14 protein-coding genes are annotated in these 18492 nt (G+C 72.3%); 6 read left to right on the forward strand and 8 right to left on the reverse strand.

From position 1 onward, the window contains the following. Positions 1-6: 6 nt before the first annotated feature. From ACZ4V6_RS01885 to pepN, 3 genes are all read right to left on the reverse strand, one after another. Complete coding sequence (locus ACZ4V6_RS01885; RefSeq protein ID WP_467821795.1) at positions 7-3300, reverse strand: S8 family serine peptidase; 3294 nt, start codon at positions 3298-3300, stop codon at positions 7-9. A gap of 285 nt (positions 3301-3585) precedes the next feature. Beyond that, positions 3586-4635 (reverse strand): hypothetical protein, encoded by a 1050-nt coding sequence (locus ACZ4V6_RS01890; RefSeq protein WP_467821796.1) that lies wholly within the window; start codon positions 4633-4635, stop codon positions 3586-3588. A 217-nt stretch (positions 4636-4852) separates the two neighbouring features. Continuing rightward, positions 4853-7435, reverse strand: coding sequence for an aminopeptidase N (gene pepN, locus ACZ4V6_RS01895; protein WP_467821797.1), 2583 nt, complete (start codon positions 7433-7435; stop codon positions 4853-4855). Positions 7436-7583: 148 nt separating this feature from the next. Between pepN and ACZ4V6_RS01900 the strand changes: the two genes are divergently transcribed. Further along, entirely contained in the window at positions 7584-8222 is a 639-nt protein-coding gene (locus tag ACZ4V6_RS01900) for a mycothiol-dependent nitroreductase Rv2466c family protein (protein ID WP_467821798.1), read from the forward strand. Here the strand turns inward: ACZ4V6_RS01900 and ACZ4V6_RS01905 are convergent. After that, a complete protein-coding gene (locus ACZ4V6_RS01905) occupies positions 8209-8436 on the reverse strand; it encodes a hypothetical protein (RefSeq protein WP_467821799.1) in 228 nt (75 codons plus the stop codon). The two genes, ACZ4V6_RS01900 and ACZ4V6_RS01905, sit on opposite strands and share 14 nt — an antisense overlap. 130 nt (positions 8437-8566) lie before the next feature. Between ACZ4V6_RS01905 and ACZ4V6_RS01910 the strand changes: the two genes are divergently transcribed. Then, positions 8567-9352 (forward strand): SAM-dependent methyltransferase, encoded by a 786-nt coding sequence (locus ACZ4V6_RS01910; RefSeq protein WP_467821800.1) that lies wholly within the window; start codon positions 8567-8569, stop codon positions 9350-9352. Positions 9353-9503: 151 nt separating this feature from the next. On the opposite strand, the gene ACZ4V6_RS01915 is transcribed toward ACZ4V6_RS01910, so the two are convergent. Continuing rightward, positions 9504-10145 carry a superoxide dismutase gene (locus ACZ4V6_RS01915; protein WP_467821801.1) on the reverse strand — a complete coding sequence of 214 codons (642 nt, stop codon included), beginning with the start codon at positions 10143-10145 and terminating at the stop codon, positions 9504-9506. A gap of 145 nt (positions 10146-10290) precedes the next feature. After that, complete coding sequence (locus ACZ4V6_RS01920; protein WP_467821802.1) at positions 10291-11673, reverse strand: amino acid permease; 1383 nt, start codon at positions 11671-11673, stop codon at positions 10291-10293. Positions 11674-12058: 385 nt separating this feature from the next. On the opposite strand from ACZ4V6_RS01920, the gene ACZ4V6_RS01925 reads away from it, so the two are divergent. Next, a complete protein-coding gene (locus tag ACZ4V6_RS01925) occupies positions 12059-12640 on the forward strand; it encodes a biotin transporter BioY (RefSeq protein ID WP_467821803.1) in 582 nt (193 codons plus the stop codon). A 76-nt stretch (positions 12641-12716) separates the two neighbouring features. Here the strand turns inward: ACZ4V6_RS01925 and ACZ4V6_RS01930 are convergent, their stop codons facing one another. Then, positions 12717-14144: an amino acid permease gene (locus ACZ4V6_RS01930; protein WP_467821804.1), complete on the reverse strand. Its 1428-nt coding sequence runs from the start codon at positions 14142-14144 to the stop codon at positions 12717-12719. A gap of 205 nt (positions 14145-14349) precedes the next feature. On the opposite strand from ACZ4V6_RS01930, the gene ACZ4V6_RS01935 reads away from it, so the two are divergent. Together ACZ4V6_RS01935 and ACZ4V6_RS01940 are read left to right on the forward strand one after the other, a co-directional pair. Further along, positions 14350-14835, forward strand: a complete 486-nt coding sequence (locus ACZ4V6_RS01935) for a ribose-5-phosphate isomerase (RefSeq protein ID WP_467821805.1) — start codon at positions 14350-14352, stop codon at positions 14833-14835. 183 nt (positions 14836-15018) lie between these two features. Beyond that, positions 15019-15843 (forward strand): Fpg/Nei family DNA glycosylase, encoded by an 825-nt coding sequence (locus ACZ4V6_RS01940; protein WP_467821806.1) that lies wholly within the window; start codon positions 15019-15021, stop codon positions 15841-15843. A 25-nt stretch (positions 15844-15868) separates the two neighbouring features. Here ACZ4V6_RS01940 and ACZ4V6_RS01945 read toward each other — a convergent pair whose 3' ends face one another. After that, positions 15869-17137: a GNAT family N-acetyltransferase gene (locus ACZ4V6_RS01945; protein WP_467821807.1), complete on the reverse strand. Its 1269-nt coding sequence runs from the start codon at positions 17135-17137 to the stop codon at positions 15869-15871. Between the two features lie 163 nt (positions 17138-17300). Here ACZ4V6_RS01945 and ACZ4V6_RS01950 point away from each other — a divergent pair, with 163 nt between their 5' ends. Next, positions 17301-18488: a PP2C family protein-serine/threonine phosphatase gene (locus ACZ4V6_RS01950; RefSeq protein WP_467821808.1), complete on the forward strand. Its 1188-nt coding sequence runs from the start codon at positions 17301-17303 to the stop codon at positions 18486-18488. Positions 18489-18492: the final 4 nt, after the last annotated feature.

Consider the following 18492-nt stretch of genomic DNA (forward strand, 5'->3'; position numbering starts at 1 on the left):
ACCGGACTACGGCACGACCTCGCCGATCCGTACGCTGCCCAGGCCCGCGACCGTGCCGCGCGCGTTGACCAGCTGGACCCGGCCGAAGAACTCACGGCCCTCCGGAGCGGCGGCCAGCGCGGTCACGCTGCCGGAGACCGTCGCCGAGGCGCCCGTGCCGAGCTTCACCGGCGCCGAGCCGTCCACGGTGACCGAGCCGAGGGACGCGGCGAAGTACACGTCCCGGTAGTCGTACGCGGTGGCGCCGGACGGCACCGAGTAGCCCGCGACCTCCACGGTGTACGTGCCGGCGGCCGGGGCCGGGATCGACACGGACTCCTCGGAGTCGCCGTCGGCGGACTGGGCGACGGCCTTGCCGTCCTTGTAGACCGTCAGGTCCAGGTCGGAGGCGGCGTCGGAGACGCCCCCGATGGCGACGTCGAGCGACGTGGCGCCCGCGGGCACCTCGACCGTGGTCCTCCTCGTCTCGCCCTGCCGGATCGTCGGGCGGGACGTCTGGGCCGAGCCGAGCGGGCCGCCGACCAGCTTGCCCTCCAGGGCGGCGTACCGGTTCGTCACCGTCCAGGACGCGGTCGCCGGGGTGCCCGCCTTCGCCTCGGGCACGGTCACGACCTCCGGGTCGAAGACGGCGCCGAGGACGCTGACGTCCAGCGTGTACGGGTTGTCCAGCAGCGGCGAGGTGCGCCGCGACTCGACCTCGACCTCCCAGACGCCGGGCTGCGGGTCGGCGTACGCGCGCACGTCGGGCCGGCAGCCGTTGCCGTCGAGGTAGTTGTTGTAGCAGTACGGCGTGGACGTGTTGTCGACCGCGACGCCGTACGGGTGGATGGAGACGAACCGGGTCTGGCTCTTGTCCTTCAGCCCGCCCATCGCCACCTCGAGCGTCCTCGCGCCCTCGGGGACGGTCACGAAGTACGACTGCGTGCTGTTGCGCTGCACGGAGCCCTTCGCCGAGAAGGCGTACTCCAGCGGCGTCGAGACCACGACCGTGGTCATGACCTGCTTGTCGATGCCCTCGGTGCGCGGGTCGTCGACCTCCAGGATCGCGCTCTTGAGACCCGCGGAGTCCGGCCGCGCCTCGACCTCGACGGTCACCGGCTCGTTCAGCGGGAGCTTCACCTCGTCGGAGCCGACGATCCGGAAGGTGCGCCCGGTGTTGTTCTCGAAGTGCAGCTCGTGCCGGATCGCCCTGTCGGCGCCGGAGGTACGGGTGAGCGTGATCTCGTACGTCTTCTTCTGGCCCGCCTTCAGGCCGCCCTCGCGGTCGTACAGGCCGGTGCCGTGGCCCGGGGTCTTCAGGAACTGGTCGATCGCGGTGTCGACCGGCGCCTTGACCGTGTACTCGTGCGCGGTGGCGCCGCGCTGGATCGCCCGCCAGGCGTCGGGCACGTTGACCAGGCCCGCGCCCTCCTCGTACGCCTGCACGCCCTTGATGTGGTCGGCGGTGGAGGTCAGCGCGGTGCGCAGCTTCGCCGGGATGAGGTCGACGCCCTCGCGCTTGGCGGCGGACAGCAGCAGCGCGGAGGCGCCGGCGGCCTGCGGGGAGGCCATCGAGGTGCCCTGGAGCATGCCGTAGCCGGCCGGCAGGTCGTAGCCCGCCTCCGGGACGGGGGCGCCGGGCATCCAGGTCTGGATGGTGTTGACCGCGGCTCCGGGCGCGGTGAGCGTCGGCGTGAACCCGCCGTCCTCGCGCGGACCGCGCGAGGAGAACGGCATCATGGCGTACTTCTTCTCCACCGCGGAGCCGTAGTTGGCGGCCCAGGTCTCGCGGGAGATGGACGCGCCGACCGAGATGACCTTGTCGGCCAGGCCCGGGTCGCCGATGGTGTTGGCGCCGGGGCCGGAGTTGCCCGCGGAGATCACCAGCTGGACGCCGTAGGTGTCGATGAGCCGCGTGTAGAGCTCGGCGCGCGCGTTGTTGCCGTCGTTCAGCGCCGGGAGGCCGCCGATGGACATGTTGACGATGTCGACGCCGCGGTTCATGACGAGGTCCATCATGCCCTCGGTGAGCGCGACGTTGGTGCAGCCGCCGGACCAGGAGCAGGCGCGCGAGGAGACGATCTTCGCGCCCGGGGCCGCGCCGTTCATCCTGCCGCCGAACAGGCCGTGGGCGGCGGTGAGTCCGGCCACGTGGGTGCCGTGCTCGGACTCGATGACGCCGATGTTGACGAAGTCGGCCCTGGCGCCCGACCCGACGGGGACGTCCTTGCGGATCTCGACCACGAACGGCTGGCGCTCGGCCACGTCCGTCTTCGGGTCGTCGGTGCCGAAGTACCCGACCTGGAAGCCGTCCTTGTACGGCTTCATCGGGGTGTCGTCGGTGAAGTCGTGGTTGCCGTTCAGGTCGACGCGGACCGTGCCGGCCTGCGCGTCGTACAGGACGCCCCAGGAGTCGGTGGTGTCGCCGTCCCGGTTGGCGTCGCCCTTGGCGTCGCCGCCGGCGGTGACGGACTCGCGGAAGACGTTGACCCGGTACGACCCGGCGGGCGCCGTCCAGCTCCGGCCGTCGTAGGTGAAGGCGGGCCCGGAGACCGCGGTGTCCATGCGCCGCCAGGTGGCGTCCCCGTCGACGACCGGGTCGGTCGCGGTGACCCAGTCGACGATCTTGCGCTCGCCGGTGGTGGTCTTCTGCAGCGCCGGGTGGGCGAGGTCCACGCCCGAGTCGAGGATGCCGATGGTGACGCCGCGGCCGTCCGCCTTCGGGTTCTTCTTCACGAAGTCGACGGCGCCCGTCTCGAAGGACGGGTTGTACGGGTTCTCGGCGGGCGTGTTCCGGTTCGGCGCCGGGTAGGAACGGGCTTCCCGCGAGGCGCCCTTCGTCGTGTCCGCGCTCGGCCTCGGGTCGTCCAGCGGGATCTCGTCGCGCAGGTCGATGCCGTGCACGGAGGAGAGCTTCGCGGCGGCGGCGATGGCCGAGTCCGCCTTGCCGGTGGGGACGGTGGCGCGGACGTAGCCGAGCTTGTCGTCGGTCCGGCCCACGACGCCGCCGCCGACGGCCTCCAGCTCCTCGGCGACCTGCTCGGTCCGGCCGGGCGCGGTGGCGATCATCATCGTGACGTTCTTCGTGCCGTCGGCCTTCGCCTCGGCGAGCCGGTCCGCGTCGTCCGCACCGAGCTTGTCGTGCGCGGTCTTGACGGAGGCGTCGGCGGGCGGCACGGTCCCGGTGCCCGGACCGTCGGCGGCGAACGCCAGGGGTATCGGCCCGGCCGCGGAGAGCGCGGCGACGAGACCCGCGGCCACGGCTATGCGGGCCGCGCGTCTCGCGCCCGGTATCGGTTCGCGCTGGGGGGTGTGGGTCATCGGCATCCCTTGGAGGTGAAGGAACGAGCGTGAACGACCGGGGCCGATCGGCCCTGGCCGAGAGGGTCCGGAATGCGATCCCGGACGACCGCTCAGCTTTACGCAAGGGATCGTTGTTTGGGGAGAGTTGTCCGTGACGTCAGAGAGCCATGGCGTACTTCCGCCATACGCCATCGGGGACGTAAGGGACGGGCTGTGACAATCCCGTGGAACACGAGGAGGGACCGGGGGCGCTCGTGCCCGCCGGTCCCTCCTCTCCCCTCCTGGTGCCGCCCCGGTCCGTCACTACCGGGGCAGCACCACGACGTGTGCGGCGGGTTCCCGGTCTTTGGCCGCCATCAACGCCGTACGGACCACGGCCGCCTGGTGCTCCAGCGACTCCCGCAGCTTGCGCGGCGTGATGTGCACGACCGTGATGCCCAGTCGTTCCAAGTGCTCGCGCCTGCGGGCGTATTCCGACCACAGCGCGTCGTCCTCCTGGCGGTGGGCGCGGGTGTCCAGCTCCAGGGCCACCGCCTGCTCCGGCCAGTAGGCGTCCAGGCCGCCGAGGTGGGGCCCGCCGGGCAGCCGCAGGTCGACGTTCCACACCGGGTCCGGCAGGCCGTGCTCGCGCACCATCCGGTACAGGCGCTGCTCCGCGATCGCCCGCCCCTCGGCCACCAGCGAGTCCACGGCGTCCACCACGTGCGGCCGGCCCAGCAGCCGGGCCCGGCTCAACTCCCCCACCACCGCGGCGGGTTCGCAGTGGCCGCCGCGCACCGCCTCCGTGAGCAGCCGGCGGACGGCACCCGCGTCCGCCAGTCCGGCCACCGCGTCGGCCAGCGCCCGCGCCACCGGCGCCACCGGCACCCCGGTCACCTGCACGGCGGCGGGCAGCGCGGCCGTGCGCACGATCCGCGCGCAGCCCGTCGAGCGCAGCCGGCGCGTCCGCGGCACCAGGACGTCGACGGCGTCCAGGGACGGCAGCGGGGGAGCGGCGCGGAAGCCGTGCAGGGTCAGCGCGGCCAGGCCCGTGATCACCGCCTCCGCGTGGGCGGGCTCCGGCGCGCCCTGCGCGCCGGGCTGGACCGGCACCCCGGCGGCCCCGCCGGCGGTGCGCTCCCGGGCCGCGTACAGCAGTACCGCGTGCAGCCGCTCGTCGCCGGTCGGCGGGCCCGGGTGGAGCAGGACGACGTTCGGCAGCAGTTGCTGCCAGGGCCCGCCGGGGCGGCACCGCTCGACGGTCTCGGCGGCCGAGACGCCGTGCGCCCGCAGCTGCGCGGCCGTCATCAGGCGGCGCCGGCCGTGGGACAGGTGGTGGAGGGGGCGGGGGGAGAGCGGGGTGTCGTGCGTCATGACCGGGGACTTTCCCGTGTCCCGTCCGTCCCTTAACCGCTGTTACACGTCCATCGCCGAATCGGGACAAGCCCGCCCTAAAGGACGGGTGTTCGGATGCCGAAAACCCCTGGTCCGCGAAGGTGCGGACCAGGGGTTACGGGTGCTGTTGACCGGATTCCGTAACGATGACGGAACGCCGAATCATTGGCCAGAGGTAGGGGTGCCGGAGCCGGGCCTAGCGACTGGCGGCCGCCGCGTCGCACGCCTGCCCGCGCAGCGCCCGCGCCAGGTCGTCCCGGGCCTCCAGGACCAGCCGGCGCAGCGCGGGCGCGGCCCCCTCGTGGGCGGACAGCCAGGCGTCCGTCGCGTCGAGCGTGTCCTGGGAGTCCCGCAGGGACGGGAACAGGCCCCGGACCACGTCCATCCCGATCTGGATCGACCGCTCGTCCCACACCCGCTCGACCGCCGCGAAGTACTTCTCCGCGTACGGCGCGAGCAGTTCCCGCTGCGAGGGCTGCGCGAAGCCCGCGATGGTCGCCTCCACCAGGGCGTTCGACAGCGCGTCGGACTCCACGACCTGCGCCCAGGCCTGCGCCTTCACCGCCGCCGACGGACGGGCGGCCAGGCAGCGCACCTGGTGCCGCTTGCCGGAGGCCGTGTCGTCCCGGGCCAGCTCGGCCGCCAGCACGCCCTCGTCGGCCTCGCCGTGCGCGGCGAGCGGCTCCAGGAACGCCCAGCGCAGCTCCTGGTCCACGTCCAGCCCGTCGATCTTCTCCGTGCCCTCCAGCAGGCCGCGCAGCAGCCGCAGCTCGTCCTCGTCGGAGGCGACCGCCGCGAAGAACCGCGCCCACGCCAGCTGCTGCTCGCTGCCCGGCGCCGCGTCGCGCAGCTCCCGCAGCGCGCCCTCGCCCAGCAGCCGGCCGACGGCCTCGCGCCCCTCGGGGGCCACGTAGTGCACCAGCGCCGACCGGGCCCAGGCGTGCAGCATCTGCAGGACGCCGATGTCGGACTCGCGCCCGGCGAACCGCAGCACCAGCCCGGCGAAGTCCCGCGCCGGCAGCAGCGCGTCCCGCGTCATGTTCCACAGCGCCGACCAGCACAGGGCACGGGCCAGAGGGTCGGTCAGGGACCCCAGGTGTTCGCGCAGCGTCGCCAGCGAGGTCTCGTCGAAGCGGGTCTTGCAGTACGTCAGGTCGTCGTCGTTGACGAGGACCAGCTCGGGCGCCTCGGCCCCGGCCAGCTCCGCCACCACCGTGCGCGGTCCGTCGACGTCCACCTCGGCGCGCGCGTACCGCTCCAGCGCGCCCCCGGCGTTGCGCCGGTACAGGCCCACCGCCACCCGGTGCGGCCGCAGTTCGGGGTGCGACTCGGCGGCCTCCTGCACGACGGCCAGCTCGTCGACGCGGCCCCGGGCGCTCAGCAGCACCTGCGGGGTCAGCGCGTTGACGCCGGCCGTCTGCAGCCAGGACCGCGCCCAGGCGGTCATGTCCCGCCCGCTGGTCTCCTCCAGCACCGACAGCAGGTCGCCGAGGCGCGTGTTGCCGTACGCGTGCCGCTTGAAGTAGCGCCGCGCGCCCTCCATGAAGGCGTCCTGCCCGACGTACGCCACCAGCTGCTTGAGCACGCTCGCGCCCTTGGCGTACGTGATGCCGTCGAAGTTGAGCTTGGCGTCCTCCAGGTCGCGGATGTCGGCCGTGATCGGGTGCGTCGAGGGGAGCTGGTCGGCGCGGTACGCCCACGCCTTGCGGCGGTTGGCGAACGTGATCCAGGCGTCCTTGAAGCGGGTCGCGCCGACGTTGGCGAACGCGCCCATGAAGTCCGCGAAGGACTCCTTCAGCCACAGGTCGTCCCACCACTCCATGGTGACCAGGTCGCCGAACCACATGTGCGCCATCTCGTGCAGGATCGTGTTGGCGCGGCCCTCGTACGACGCCCGCGTCACCTTCCCGCGGAAGATGTACTCCTCCCGGAAGGTCACCATCCCCGGGTTCTCCATCGCGCCGAGGTTGTACTCGGGCACGAACGCCTGGTCGTACTTCCCGAAGGGGTACGGGTAGTCGAAGTGGTCGTGGAAGAAGTCCAGGCCCTGCTTGGTGATCAGGAAGACGTCCTCGGCGTCGAAGTGCGGCGCGAGACCCTTGCGGCACATCGCGCCGAGCGGGATCTCCAGCCGCGTACCGTCCTCGAACACGCGCTGGTAGGAGTCCGTGACGTAGTGGTACGGCCCCGCGACCACGCACGTGATGTACGTCGAGATCGGCTTCGTCTCCGCGAAGCGCCACACCCCGTCCGTACGGTCCCCGGCGCCGTTGCTCCACACCGTCCACGCCTCGGGCGCCCGCACCTCGAAGCGGAAGGGGGCCTTGAGGTCCGGCTGCTCGAAGCCCGCGAACACCCGGCGCGAGTCGGCCGGCTCGTACTGGGTGTACAGGTACACCTCGCCGTCCTCGGGGTCGACGAAGCGGTGCAGGCCCTCACCGGTGCGGGAGTAGGCGCACTGGGCGTCGACGACCAGCTCGTTGTCGGCGGCCAGGTCCTCCAGGACGATCCGGGAGCCGTCGAAGACCTCGCTGGGGTCGAGGTCCCGGCCGTTGAGGGACACGGCGGTCACGCTCGGCGCGACCAGGTCGGCGAAGCTGCTCGCGCCGGGCTCGTTGCAGCGGAAGCGGATCGTGGTCACGGACCGGAAGGTGCGCGGCCCCGCGCCCTGCGCCTCACCGATCGCCGAGCGCACGTCGAGGGACACCTCGTACCCGTCGACGGACAGCAGCGCGGCCCGCTCCCGGGCCTCGTCGCGGGACAGATTCTCACCGGGCACGGGCGGCACTCCCTCGGATGGTGTTCAGCATGCGGACAGCACTGATCCTGCCATGTGCCCCTGACGTGCGGCAGCCGGGAATGGCCGGGGCCGGCCGCCGCGTTGCCCAGGAGGAACGCTCGGTCGCGCACGCCCCACGAGGAGAGACATGCCGGACAAGACTCCCGTCGACTTCTGGTTCGACCCGCTGTGCCCCTGGGCCTGGATGACCTCCCGCTGGGTCCTGGAGGTGGAGAAGCTCCGCGACATCGAGGTCCGCTGGCACGTGATGAGCCTCGCCGTCCTCAACGAGGACAAGCTCGACCAGCTGCCCGCCGAGTACCGGGAGATGCTCGAGGTCAAGGCGTGGGGCCCGGTCCGGGTCGTCATCGCGGCCCAGGAGGAGCACGGCGCCGAGGTGCTCGGCGACCTCTACACGGCCCTCGGCACCCGCATCCACAACCGGGGCGAGGGTCCGGGCAGGGAGACGGTCGCCGCCGCCCTGAAGGACGCCGGCCTGCCCGAGTCGCTCATGGACCACTGGGACTCCACCCCCTACGAGCCCCAGCTGCGCGCCTCCCACAAGGAGGGCATCGACAAGGTCGGCCAGGAGGTCGGCACCCCGGTCATCGCCGTCCCCGGCGCCGACGGCGAGCAGATCGCCTTCTTCGGGCCCGTCGTCACCCCGGCCCCCCGGGGCGAGGACGCCGCCAAGCTCTGGGACGGCACCCTCGCGGTCGCCTCGGTCCCCGGCTTCTACGAGATCAAGCGCACCCGGACCAAGGAGCCGGACTTCAGCAACCTGTAGTGCGGAAGGACTCCGGCAGATCGAAGCCGGACCTCCAGCTGAAGTAGGACTGCACCCGCACGCATCCGGCGCGGGCGCAGCGCCGGTAGGTGCCCAGGTCTGCCCTGGGCACCCGCCCCGCCGCCAGTGCGTACGCCTTCTCGTCGTCGTTCAGCGGCCGGAAGTCCTGGTCCGTGTCACCGCAGTTGGGACACCGCCTGTTCGGAAGACCCATACGGGCCACTGTCACCCGGAACGCCTCCCACCGGAAGCCCGCCGCGCGCAAAGGCGGCGATCCTCCCCGCGGACTCCCCCGCGGGGAGGACCATGGAGACCCCCCCACCACTGGAGGCGAGTCCCACCCCATGACGGAGATCGACACCTCTGTGCCGCACTCGGCCCGGATCTGGAACTACTGGCTGGGCGGCAAGGACAACTACCCCGTGGACGAGCAGGCCGGCGACGCCTACACCGCCGTCTTCCCCGGCATCGTCACCATCGCCCGCAGCAGCCGGGCCTTCCTCGGCCGCGCCATCCGGTACCTGGTGCGGGAGGCGGGGGTGCGCCAGTTCCTGGACGTCGGCACCGGGCTGCCGACCGTGGACAACACCCACGAGGTCGCCCAGCGGTACGCCCCCGAGTCGCGGATCGTCTACGTCGACAACGACCCGCTGGTCCTCGCCCACGCCCGCGCCCTGCTCACCTCCACGCCCGAGGGCGTCACCGCGTACGAGGACCTCAGCCTCTTCGAGCCGGAGCGCATCCTGGAGGCCGCCGGCCGGACCCTGGACCTGACCCGCCCCACCGCCCTGATCCTCAGCGGCATCCTCGGCCACGTCGCCGACCACGACCGGGCCCGCGACCTGGTCCACCGCCTGATGACCGGCCTGCCCTCCGGCAGCCACCTGTGCGTCAACGACGGCTCGCGGGGCACCGACCCGGACTACGAGGCGGCCCAGGACGGGTACAACGAGACCGGCGCCGTCCCGTACTTCCTGCGGCCCGTCGAGCAGATCGAGGCCTACTTCGAGGGGCTCGACCTGATCGAGCCCGGCGTGGTGTCCGTCCCGCTGTGGCGTCCGGACCCGGCCCCGGACGGCAAGGCCCCGCGGCCCGTCGGCCAGCACGGCGGAGTCGCCCGCAAGCCCTGACCCCCCGCCCGCCGGTCGCAGGGAGGCCCCCGCGAGTCACGTCCTCGCGGGGGCCTCCCCCGTTCCGCCCGCCGCCGTGAAGGGTGAGAAGACGATCACGAGGCAGGACGTCCCGAGGGCTCGGGGCTCAGGGGCCCGGGAGCCCGGGGGCTCAGGGCGCCAGGAGCAGCGTGTTCGTACGGGACCTGGCCGCCTCGTACCGCTTCGCCACGTCCTGCCAGTTCACGACGGCCCACATGGCGTCGATGAAGTCGACCTTCTGGTTCCTGTACTGGAGGTAGAAGGCGTGCTCCCAGGCGTCGAAGACCAGGATCGGGGTGGAGCCCTGGCCCACGTTGCCCTGGTGGTCGTAGACCTGCTCGACGATCAGGCGTCCGCTCAGCGGCTCGTACGCCAGCACGCCCCAGCCGGAGCCCTGCGTGGTCGCGGCGGCCTTGGAGAGCTGCGCCCTGAAGCCCGCGAAGGAGCCGAACGACTCGGCGATCGCGTCCGCGAGCTCGCCCGTGCCGTCCTTCTCCAGCGGTTCGCCGCCGCCGTCGCCGGACATGTTGTGCCAGTAGATGGAGTGCAGGATGTGGCCGGAGAGGTGGAAGGCCAGGTTCTTCTCCAGGCCGTTGACCGCGCCCCACGACTCCTTGTCCCGCGCCTCGGCGAGCTGCTCCAGCGTGTCGTTGGCGCCCTTGACGTAGGCCGCGTGGTGCTTGTCGTGGTGCAGCTCGATGATCTCGGGGCTGATCACGGGGGCCAGTGCGGAGTAGTCGTACGGCAGTTCAGGAAGCGTGTAGACGGACATGGCGGATCCCCTCCGACCTCTTATTGCAAAAGGCTTGCAAGTGCACGCTAGCAGCAGGAAGGCGCGCGGGTGTGCCGGGGCACGCGAAAGGGCCCCCGCACGGATCCGTCTCCGTGCGGGGGCCCTTTGGGGAAGTCCGGCGCGGCTAGGCGCGCGCCCGCCGCCACTGCCGGGCGTAACCGACGGCGGCCAGGGCCAGCGTCATCCCGCCCGTCGAGTACAGCTGGACCCGCGTGTCCGGCTCGCGGGCCATCAGCACGAACACCGCGGCCATGCCCGCCAGCGCCACCCAGGTCAGCCACGGGAACGCCCACATGCGCACCACCAGCTTCTCGGGCGCCTCCCGCTCCAGACGGCGCCGCAGCCGCAGCTGGGAGACGGCGATGAAGATCCAGACGACCAGGATGACCGCGCCGATCATGTTCAGCAGCCAGGAGAAGACGTCGTCCGGCCGCCAGTAGCTGAGCAGCACGCAGCCGAAGCCGAAGAGGGAGGAGACGAGCACCGCGATCCGCGGCACCCCGCCCGAGATCCGGCCCAGCGCCTTCGGGCCCTGGCCGCGCTGGACCAGCGAGTAGCCGATGCGCGAGGCGCCGTAGATGTTGGCGTTCATCGCGCTCAGCAGCGCGACCAGCACGACGACGTTCATGAGCTGGCCGGCGCCGGGGATGCCGAGCTCGTCGAGGGCGGCGACGTAGGGACCCTTCTCGACGACCTCCGCGGAGTCCCAGGGCACCAGGGTGACGATGACCGCCATCGAGCCGATGTAGAACAGCGCGATCCGCCACATCGCCGTGCGCACGGCGCTCGCCACGCCCTTGACCGGGTTCTCCGACTCGGCCGCGGCGATGGTGACCGTCTCCAGGCCGCCGTAGGCGAACACCGAGGCGAGCAGGCCGATGATCAGGCCGTTGCCGCCGTTCGGCAGGAAGTCGGAGAGGTTCGAGGCGCCCGGGGAGTCGGTGCCCGGCAGGACGCCGACGACGGCCAGCACGCCCAGCACCAGGAACAGCGAGATCGCGCCGACCTTGAGGGCGGCGAACCAGAACTCGAACTCGCCGAAGTTCTTCACGGCGGCCAGGTTCGTCCCGCAGAACACCACCATGAACAGCGCCACCCACGCCCACTCGGGCGTGCCCGGCAGCCAGCCGTGGACGATCTGCGCGGCGCCGATGCCCTCCAGGCCGACGGCCGTGCACAGCAGTACCCAGAACGACCAGCCCGCGGTGAAGCCGGCCCAGGGGCCGATCGCCCGCTCGGCATGGGCGGAGAAGGAGCCCGACGAGGGGTACGCCGCGGACATCTCGCCCAGCATCCGCATCACCAGCATCACGAGGAGGCCGGAGAGGGTGTAGGCGACGACGATCGACGGCCCGGCGGCGGCGATACCGGCTCCGGACCCGACGAACAGCCCAGCGCCGATCACGCCGCCGAGGGCGATCATCGACAGGTGGCGCTGCTTGAGGCCGTGCGAGAGGGAGGCGTCGTCCGACTGCGGAGGCGCCTCGGTGGTGGTGCTGTTGGACATCTGGCGGCTCGTCCAATACCTGGGGGACGGGGGCGAGAACGCCCACAGTCTCGGCGGTGCCGTCACCCCCGGACAGCGGCTGCCCACCATACGGACGGCCGCGATACGGAACGTGACCATCCGGTAGCCCGTCGGCGCCGTGTCCTCCGGGCTCCGCGACCGCGTCTTCGGCGTCACCCCGCAGCCCCCGTCCGCGGCGCCGGGTGACGCCCGCCTCCCCGCCCCGGTGACCGGTGTCACCCCGGAGCGCGTGTACCGGGCGTTCTTTGTCGGGAGCCCACCAAGCCCCCGATCCAGCCTTTGTCGACCGCTGCTCGTGATCGACTCCGGCCCGCTGGGATAGCGTCGCGGTGTCCCGACATGTCCACACCACCGCGGAGTCCCCATGAGCACCGCTGCCGTCCCCGCCCGCACCGGGCAGGTCCTCGCCGACCTCCTCCCCTCCTCCCGAGTCCGGGACGTCGCGCTGGTGGCCGGCGGCGCCGTGCTCACCGGCGTCGCGGCCCAGATCGCGGTCCCCGTGCCCGGCTCCCCGGTGCCGGTGACCGGCCAGACCTTCGCGGCGCTGCTCGTCGGCACCTCCCTCGGCGCCGGCCGCGGCCTGCTGTCCCTCGCCCTGTACGCGCTGGTGGGCATGGCGGGCGTGCCGTGGTTCGCGGAGGGCGGCTCCGGCACCGGCGCCCCGTCCCTCGGCTACGTCTTCGGCATGCTGCTCGCCACCACGGTCGTGGGCGCCCTCGCCCGCCGCGGCGCCGACCGCTCGATGCTGCGCACGGCCGGCACGATGCTGCTGGGCGAGGCGGTCATCTACGCCGTCGGCGTGCCCTACCTGGCCCTGGCCGCCGACATGTCCCTCACCGCCGCGATCGCGGCCGGCCTCACGCCGTTCCTGGTCGGCGACGCCCTCAAGGCGGCCCTGGCCATGGGCGTGCTGCCCGCCGCCTGGAAGCTGGCCGGCCGGCGGTGACGCCGTAGCAGTCCGCACGCAAGAGGCTCGCCGGTCGTGGTACGACCGGCGAGCCTCTTCGCGTTCCGGGCCGCCGTCAGCCCTTCCGCGCGACGATCCGCTGCTTGGCGACGGCGATGACGAGCACGATCGCCGCGACGAGCAGCGTCAGCAGCACGGTCGTGCGCCCGTCGTGCTCGGTGTCGGTCAGCATGTAGCCCAGCACGAAGACGATGACCGCGGCGGTCACCCAGGTCAGGTACGGGTACAGCCACATCCGCACGACCAGCTTCTCCGGCGCCTCGGCCTGGATGATCTTCCGCAGGCGCAGCTGCGAGAAGCAGATGACCAGCCAGACGAGGAGGGCCACGGCGCCCGAGGAGTTGAGCAGGAAGAGGAAGACCGTGTCGGGGAACTTGTAGTTGAAGAAGACCGCGACGAAGCCGAAGACGACGGACGAGAGGATCGCCGTCTGCGGCACCCCGCGCCGGGTGGTCCGGGCGAACGCCTTCGGCGCGTCCCCGCGCTGACCGAGCGAGAAGGCCATGCGGGACGCCGTGTAGAGCCCGGAGTTCAGGCAGGACAGCACGGACGTCAGCACGATGACGTTCATGACCTCGCCGGCGTTCGGGATCCCGAGGGAGTCGAGGGCGGCGACGTAGGAGCCCAGGTCGACGATGGACCGGGAGTCCCACGGCAGCAGGGTCACGACGACGAAGATGGACCCGAGGTAGAAGACGGCGATGCGCCAGATGATGCTGTTCGTCGCCTTGGTCACGGCCCGCTGCGGGTCCTCGGACTCGCCGGCGGCCAGGGTGGGGATCTCGCTGCCCATGAAGGAGAAGACGACGAGCAGCACACCGGTGAGAACGGCTCCGGGGCCGTAGGGCAGGAACCCGCCGTGGTCGGTCAGGTTGGACAGTCCCGCCTGGTCGCTGTGGACCCCCGGCAGCACGCCGAAGACGGCCAGCCCGCCGACGACGATGAACGCGGCGATCGCGACGACCTTGATCCCGGCGAACCAGAACTCGAACTCGCCGTAGGAGCCGACCGAGGCGAGGTTGGTGGCGGTCAGCACCACCATCACGATGAGCGCCCAGCCCCACTGGGGCACGGCCGGTATCCACCCTTCGAGGATCTTGGCCCCCGCGGTGGCCTCCACGGCCAGCACGACGACCCAGAAGAACCAGTAGAGCCAGCCGATGGAGAACCCGGCCCAGGGCCCGAGCGCCCGGTCGGCGTGCGCGGAGAAGGAGCCGGACGTCGGATTGGCGGCGGACATCTCACCGAGCATCCGCATCACGAACACCACGAGGGTGCCGACGAGGGCGTACGACAGGAGGATTCCGGGTCCCGCGGTGGCGATACCGGAACTGGACCCCACGAACAGCCCGGCCCCGATGACGCCGCCGATGGCGATCATCGAAAGGTGGCGGTTCTTGAGTCCGGCCTGGAGCCCGGGCCCGGGTTCTCCGGGCTCTGAGGGGCCGTTCCCGGCCTTGGTCAGTGTCGGCTGCGAAGTCATGGGGTGTTTTCCTTTGCGCCGGTCGAGCATCGACCCGTACGAGCGGCGTACGAGCCGGACCAGTGAAACGGAGGCGGACAAATTCTGGAACCTCTGATTCCGGATCGTTACCCGAGCTTCTCCGGGGGATCCACGGTCGCCTTCCCCCTTTCCACAGCCGACACCCGACGCTGCTTCCCCGTGGCCCGCGTGTCACACTCGACGCATGCGCGTGTATCTCGGCTCCGACCATGCGGGCTACGAACTCAAGAACCACCTCGTCGAGTGGCTCGAGGCGGCGGGCCACGAGCCCGTCGACTGCGGCCCGCACATCTACGACGCCCAGGACGACTACCCGCCCTTCTGCCTCCGTGCGGCCGAGCGGACGGCCGCGGACCCCGACGCCCTCGGCATCGTGATCGGCGGCTCGGGCAACGGCGAGCAGATCGCGGCGAACAAGGTCGAGGGCGTGCGCGCGGCGCTGGCCTGGAGCGAGGAGACGGCGTCCCTCGGCCGCCAGCACAACAACGCCAACGTCGTGGCCGTCGGTGCCCGCATGCACTCGCAGGAGGAGGCGACGAAGTTCGTCGAGACCTTCCTCGCGACCCCCTTCTCCGGTGACGAGCGCCACATCCGCCGCATCGACATGCTGTCGTCCTACGAGACGACGGGCGACCTCCCGCCCATCCCCCCGCACCACCCGCAGCAGTAACGAGAACGCCTGAGCGGCCCCTCTCCCGGTGCGCGAGCCCGGGGGAGGGCCGCGGGGCGCTCCCCGGGAGGGGGCAGGGGACGGAAGTCACCGCCGGGGTCGGGGGCGGAGCCCCGGGAGGGCCCGCTTCCCGCCCGACCGGCCGGGTCGGGCGGGCGGGCGAAGACCACGAAAGGAACCCCCGTGCCAGAGGGGCACACGATCCACAGGCTGGCCCAGGACTACGCCGCCGCCTTCGCCGGCACGGCGGTGCACGTCACCAGCCCCCAGGGCAAGTTCTCCGACGCCGCCGCCCTCCTCACCGGCACCGAACTCACCCGCACCGAGGCCCACGGCAAGCACCTCTTCCTCGGCTTCGGCGCCGCCGGAACCGACTGGGTCCACATCCACCTCGGTCTCTTCGGCAAGGTCGCCTTCGGCGGGACGCCCGCGCCCCCGCCCACGGACACCGTCCGTCTCCGCCTCGTCAACGACACCGCGTACGTCGACCTCCGCGGCCCCACCACCTGCGCCCTGATCACGGAGCCCGAGAAGCAGGCCGTGCACGACCGCCTCGGCCCCGACCCGCTCCGCCCGCCCGGCGACGGCAACGACCCCCGCACCGCCTACGCCCGGATCTCCCGCAGCCGCACCACCATCGCCGCCCTGCTCATGGACCAGAAGGTCGTCGCCGGCGTCGGCAACGTCTACCGCGCCGAGGTCCTCTTCCGGCACGGCATCGACCCGTACCGCCCCGGCAGGGACATCACCCCCGCCGAGTGGGACGCGATCTGGCGCGACCTCGTCGAGCTGATGCACGAGGGCGTCCGCACCAACCGCATCGACACCGTCCGCCCGGAGCACACCCCCGAGGCCATGGGCCGTCCGCCCCGCGTCGACGACCACGGCGGCGAGGTCTACGTCTACCGCCGGACCGGCGCGCCCTGCCACCTGTGCGGCGACGCCGTCCGCACCGCCGGCCTCGCCGCCCGCAACCTCTTCTGGTGCCCGACCTGCCAGAAGGACTGACCGCCGCCCGCGCGGCCCCCGGCCGTCAGAACCCGTGCGGCAGCCAGGGCGCCACGTCCGAGGCGAACCCCACCGACGCCTCCGCCAGCGCACCGGAACGCAGCTCCCGCACCCGCCCGGCCGCGCCCAGCGACCCCAGCGTCACGCCCCCGAGGTAGGCCGCCCCCAACTCCCGCACGGACAGGGCGACATCGGCCGCGTCGGACGTGCGCTCGCAGGACGCCCCCTTCGCGTCCCCCGTGAGCCGCCAACGCCCCTCGTTCCAGGGGCAGAAGGCGTCCTCGACCTCGAACACGACGTCCACCGGCGCCTGGTACGTACGCGCCGCCAACGCGTCCCCCACGTCCACCAGCCGCACGTACAGCGCGTCCCGCAGCTGCGGCCGGCACCGCCGGATGTCGGACACCTGGTACTGCCACGCCTCGTCGACCGGCCGCCCCCGCACGGTCAGGCTCGTCGTCAGGTCGATGCCGAACAGGAAGCGCCACAGCGCCGCCTCCGTCGCCGGATCCAGACCGGCCAGGTCCTGCAGGACCACCGTGCCGTTGTGCCCCGTGGGCCCCCAGTCCGGCCGCACCCGGAACCGGGCGTACCCCGTGACCTCCCCGTCCCGCCGGGCGACCACGCACTGCAGCGGCGACGCGCCGTCCCGGGAGCCCTCCGGGTCCAGCAGCCCCAGCCGCTCCCAGCCGGGCTGCCGCGCGAGCATCCCCGGCCGCCCGGGCACCAGCCGCGCGTACACCGCCTCGCACGCGTCGAGGACGTCCGCCGGCTCGGCGTACCGCAGCCGTACGTCGTCCGTCCCGTCCGGCACCGACAGGCGGACCCGGTCCGTCTCGATCTCGGCGTTCACCTGGAAGGTCGCGGCTCCGTAGCCGAACCGGCCGTAGATCGCCGGTTCCGAGGCCGTCAGCACGGCCAGCGGCTCGCCCCAGGACCGTACGTCGTCCAGCTGCCGCCGCATCAGCGACGTCAGTACGCCCCGGCGCCGGTGCGTGGCGGCGACGCCGACCATGGTGATCCCCGCCGCCGGCACCGGCGCGCCGCCGGGCACGGTCATCCGGAAGGAGAACGCGCCCGCCGTCCCGACGCACTCGTCGCCGTCCCAGACGCCGAGGGAACGGTCGCACCGCGTCAGCTCCCGGTACAGCGCCAGCTCCTCGGCCGGCTCCGGAACGCCGCCGAAGGCGCGGACCAGTGTCCCGTACCACGTGTCCCACTCGTCCGGCCGCAGAACGCGCAGTCCGCTCGCGGGGTCGAATACTCCGGTGTCGCCGATGCCGTCATAGCCCATGGGCCCATGCCTACCAGGGCCCCGCCGGACGGGCGAGGGAATTTCCGCCAGGTTGCGGCGCGAGGGCCGTTCGTGAAGTTCACTGTGAAGTCCGGCCTCGGACGGGGGACAACCAGGACCTCCCGTGCCGAGCGACCGGTCCGATGGATAGGGTCCCGAACTGATGGCAGCAGGACGACAGCGGCGCGCGGAAGCCGAGACGTTCACGGCCCGGTTGAAGAAGCAGTGGCACCGGGCCCGCGTCGGCGTGCGCAGATCCGCCGTCGACCACTTCCGCGGCGACGGCGCGGACTGGATCGCGCTGGCCGGACTGCTGCTGACGATCCCGGTGATCGCGGCGACCACGATGGCCAACTCGGTCTGGTGCTCACCGGCCGTCCTGGTCCTGCCCATCGTCGCGGGCGGCCTGCTGCTGCGTCCCGCGAGCCTGCTCGGCCTGTACGCGGCCGCGGCGACGGCGCTCATCGTGGAGTCCGTGCAACTGGGCCCCTACACGGAGGGCCCGTCCAGAGTCACCCCGGGCGTCGTCCTCGTCGTCGCCGCCTGCGGCTTCTTCGGACTGCTGCTCGCCCAGTTCCGCAGCCGGGTCGGCGTGCCCTGGCGGCGCGGCAGCACCATGCTCTTCGACCTGCGCGAACGCATCCGCGTCCAGAGCAAGCTGCCCCAGCTGCCGCCGGGCTGGCACCGGGAGATGGCCCTGCGCCCGGCCGGCGGCCAGTCCTTCTCGGGCGACTTCGTGGTCGCGGCCCGCACGAACGGCGGCCGGACCCTGGAGGTCGTCCTCACCGACGTGTCCGGCAAGGGCATGGACGCGGGCTCCCGCGCCCTGCTGCTGTCGGGTGCCTTCGGCGGACTGCTGGGCAGCCTGCCCCCGCACGCCTTCCTGCCGGCCGCCAACGGCTACCTGCTCCGCCAGGACTGGGACGAGGGCTTCGCCACCTCCATCCACCTCGTCCTGGACCTCGACTCCGGCGACTACGAGCTGTACTCCGCCGGGCACCCGCCGGGCCTCCAGCTCAGCGCCGGCACCGGCCGCTGGGAGGAGAAGACCGCCGAGGGCCCGCTGCTGGGCGTGTACGACGGTGCCCAGTTCGACCCGGTGAAGGGCTCGCTGCGTCCCGGAGACGTGTTGATGTTGTTCACGGACGGCCTGGTGGAGACCTCCGACCGCGACATCGCCGAGGGCATCGACCGCCTCACCGGCGAGGCGGACCGCTATGTCGCCGGCGGCTTCCACGGCGCCGCCTGGCACCTGATCGAGGCGGTGGCCAAGGACGTCAACGACGACCGGGCGCTCCTGCTGATCTGCCGGGACGGCCCGACGTCCCAGTCGGCGCCGGCGGCGGACTGACACA

The organism is Streptomyces sp. NPDC029152 (genome assembly GCF_055564355.1).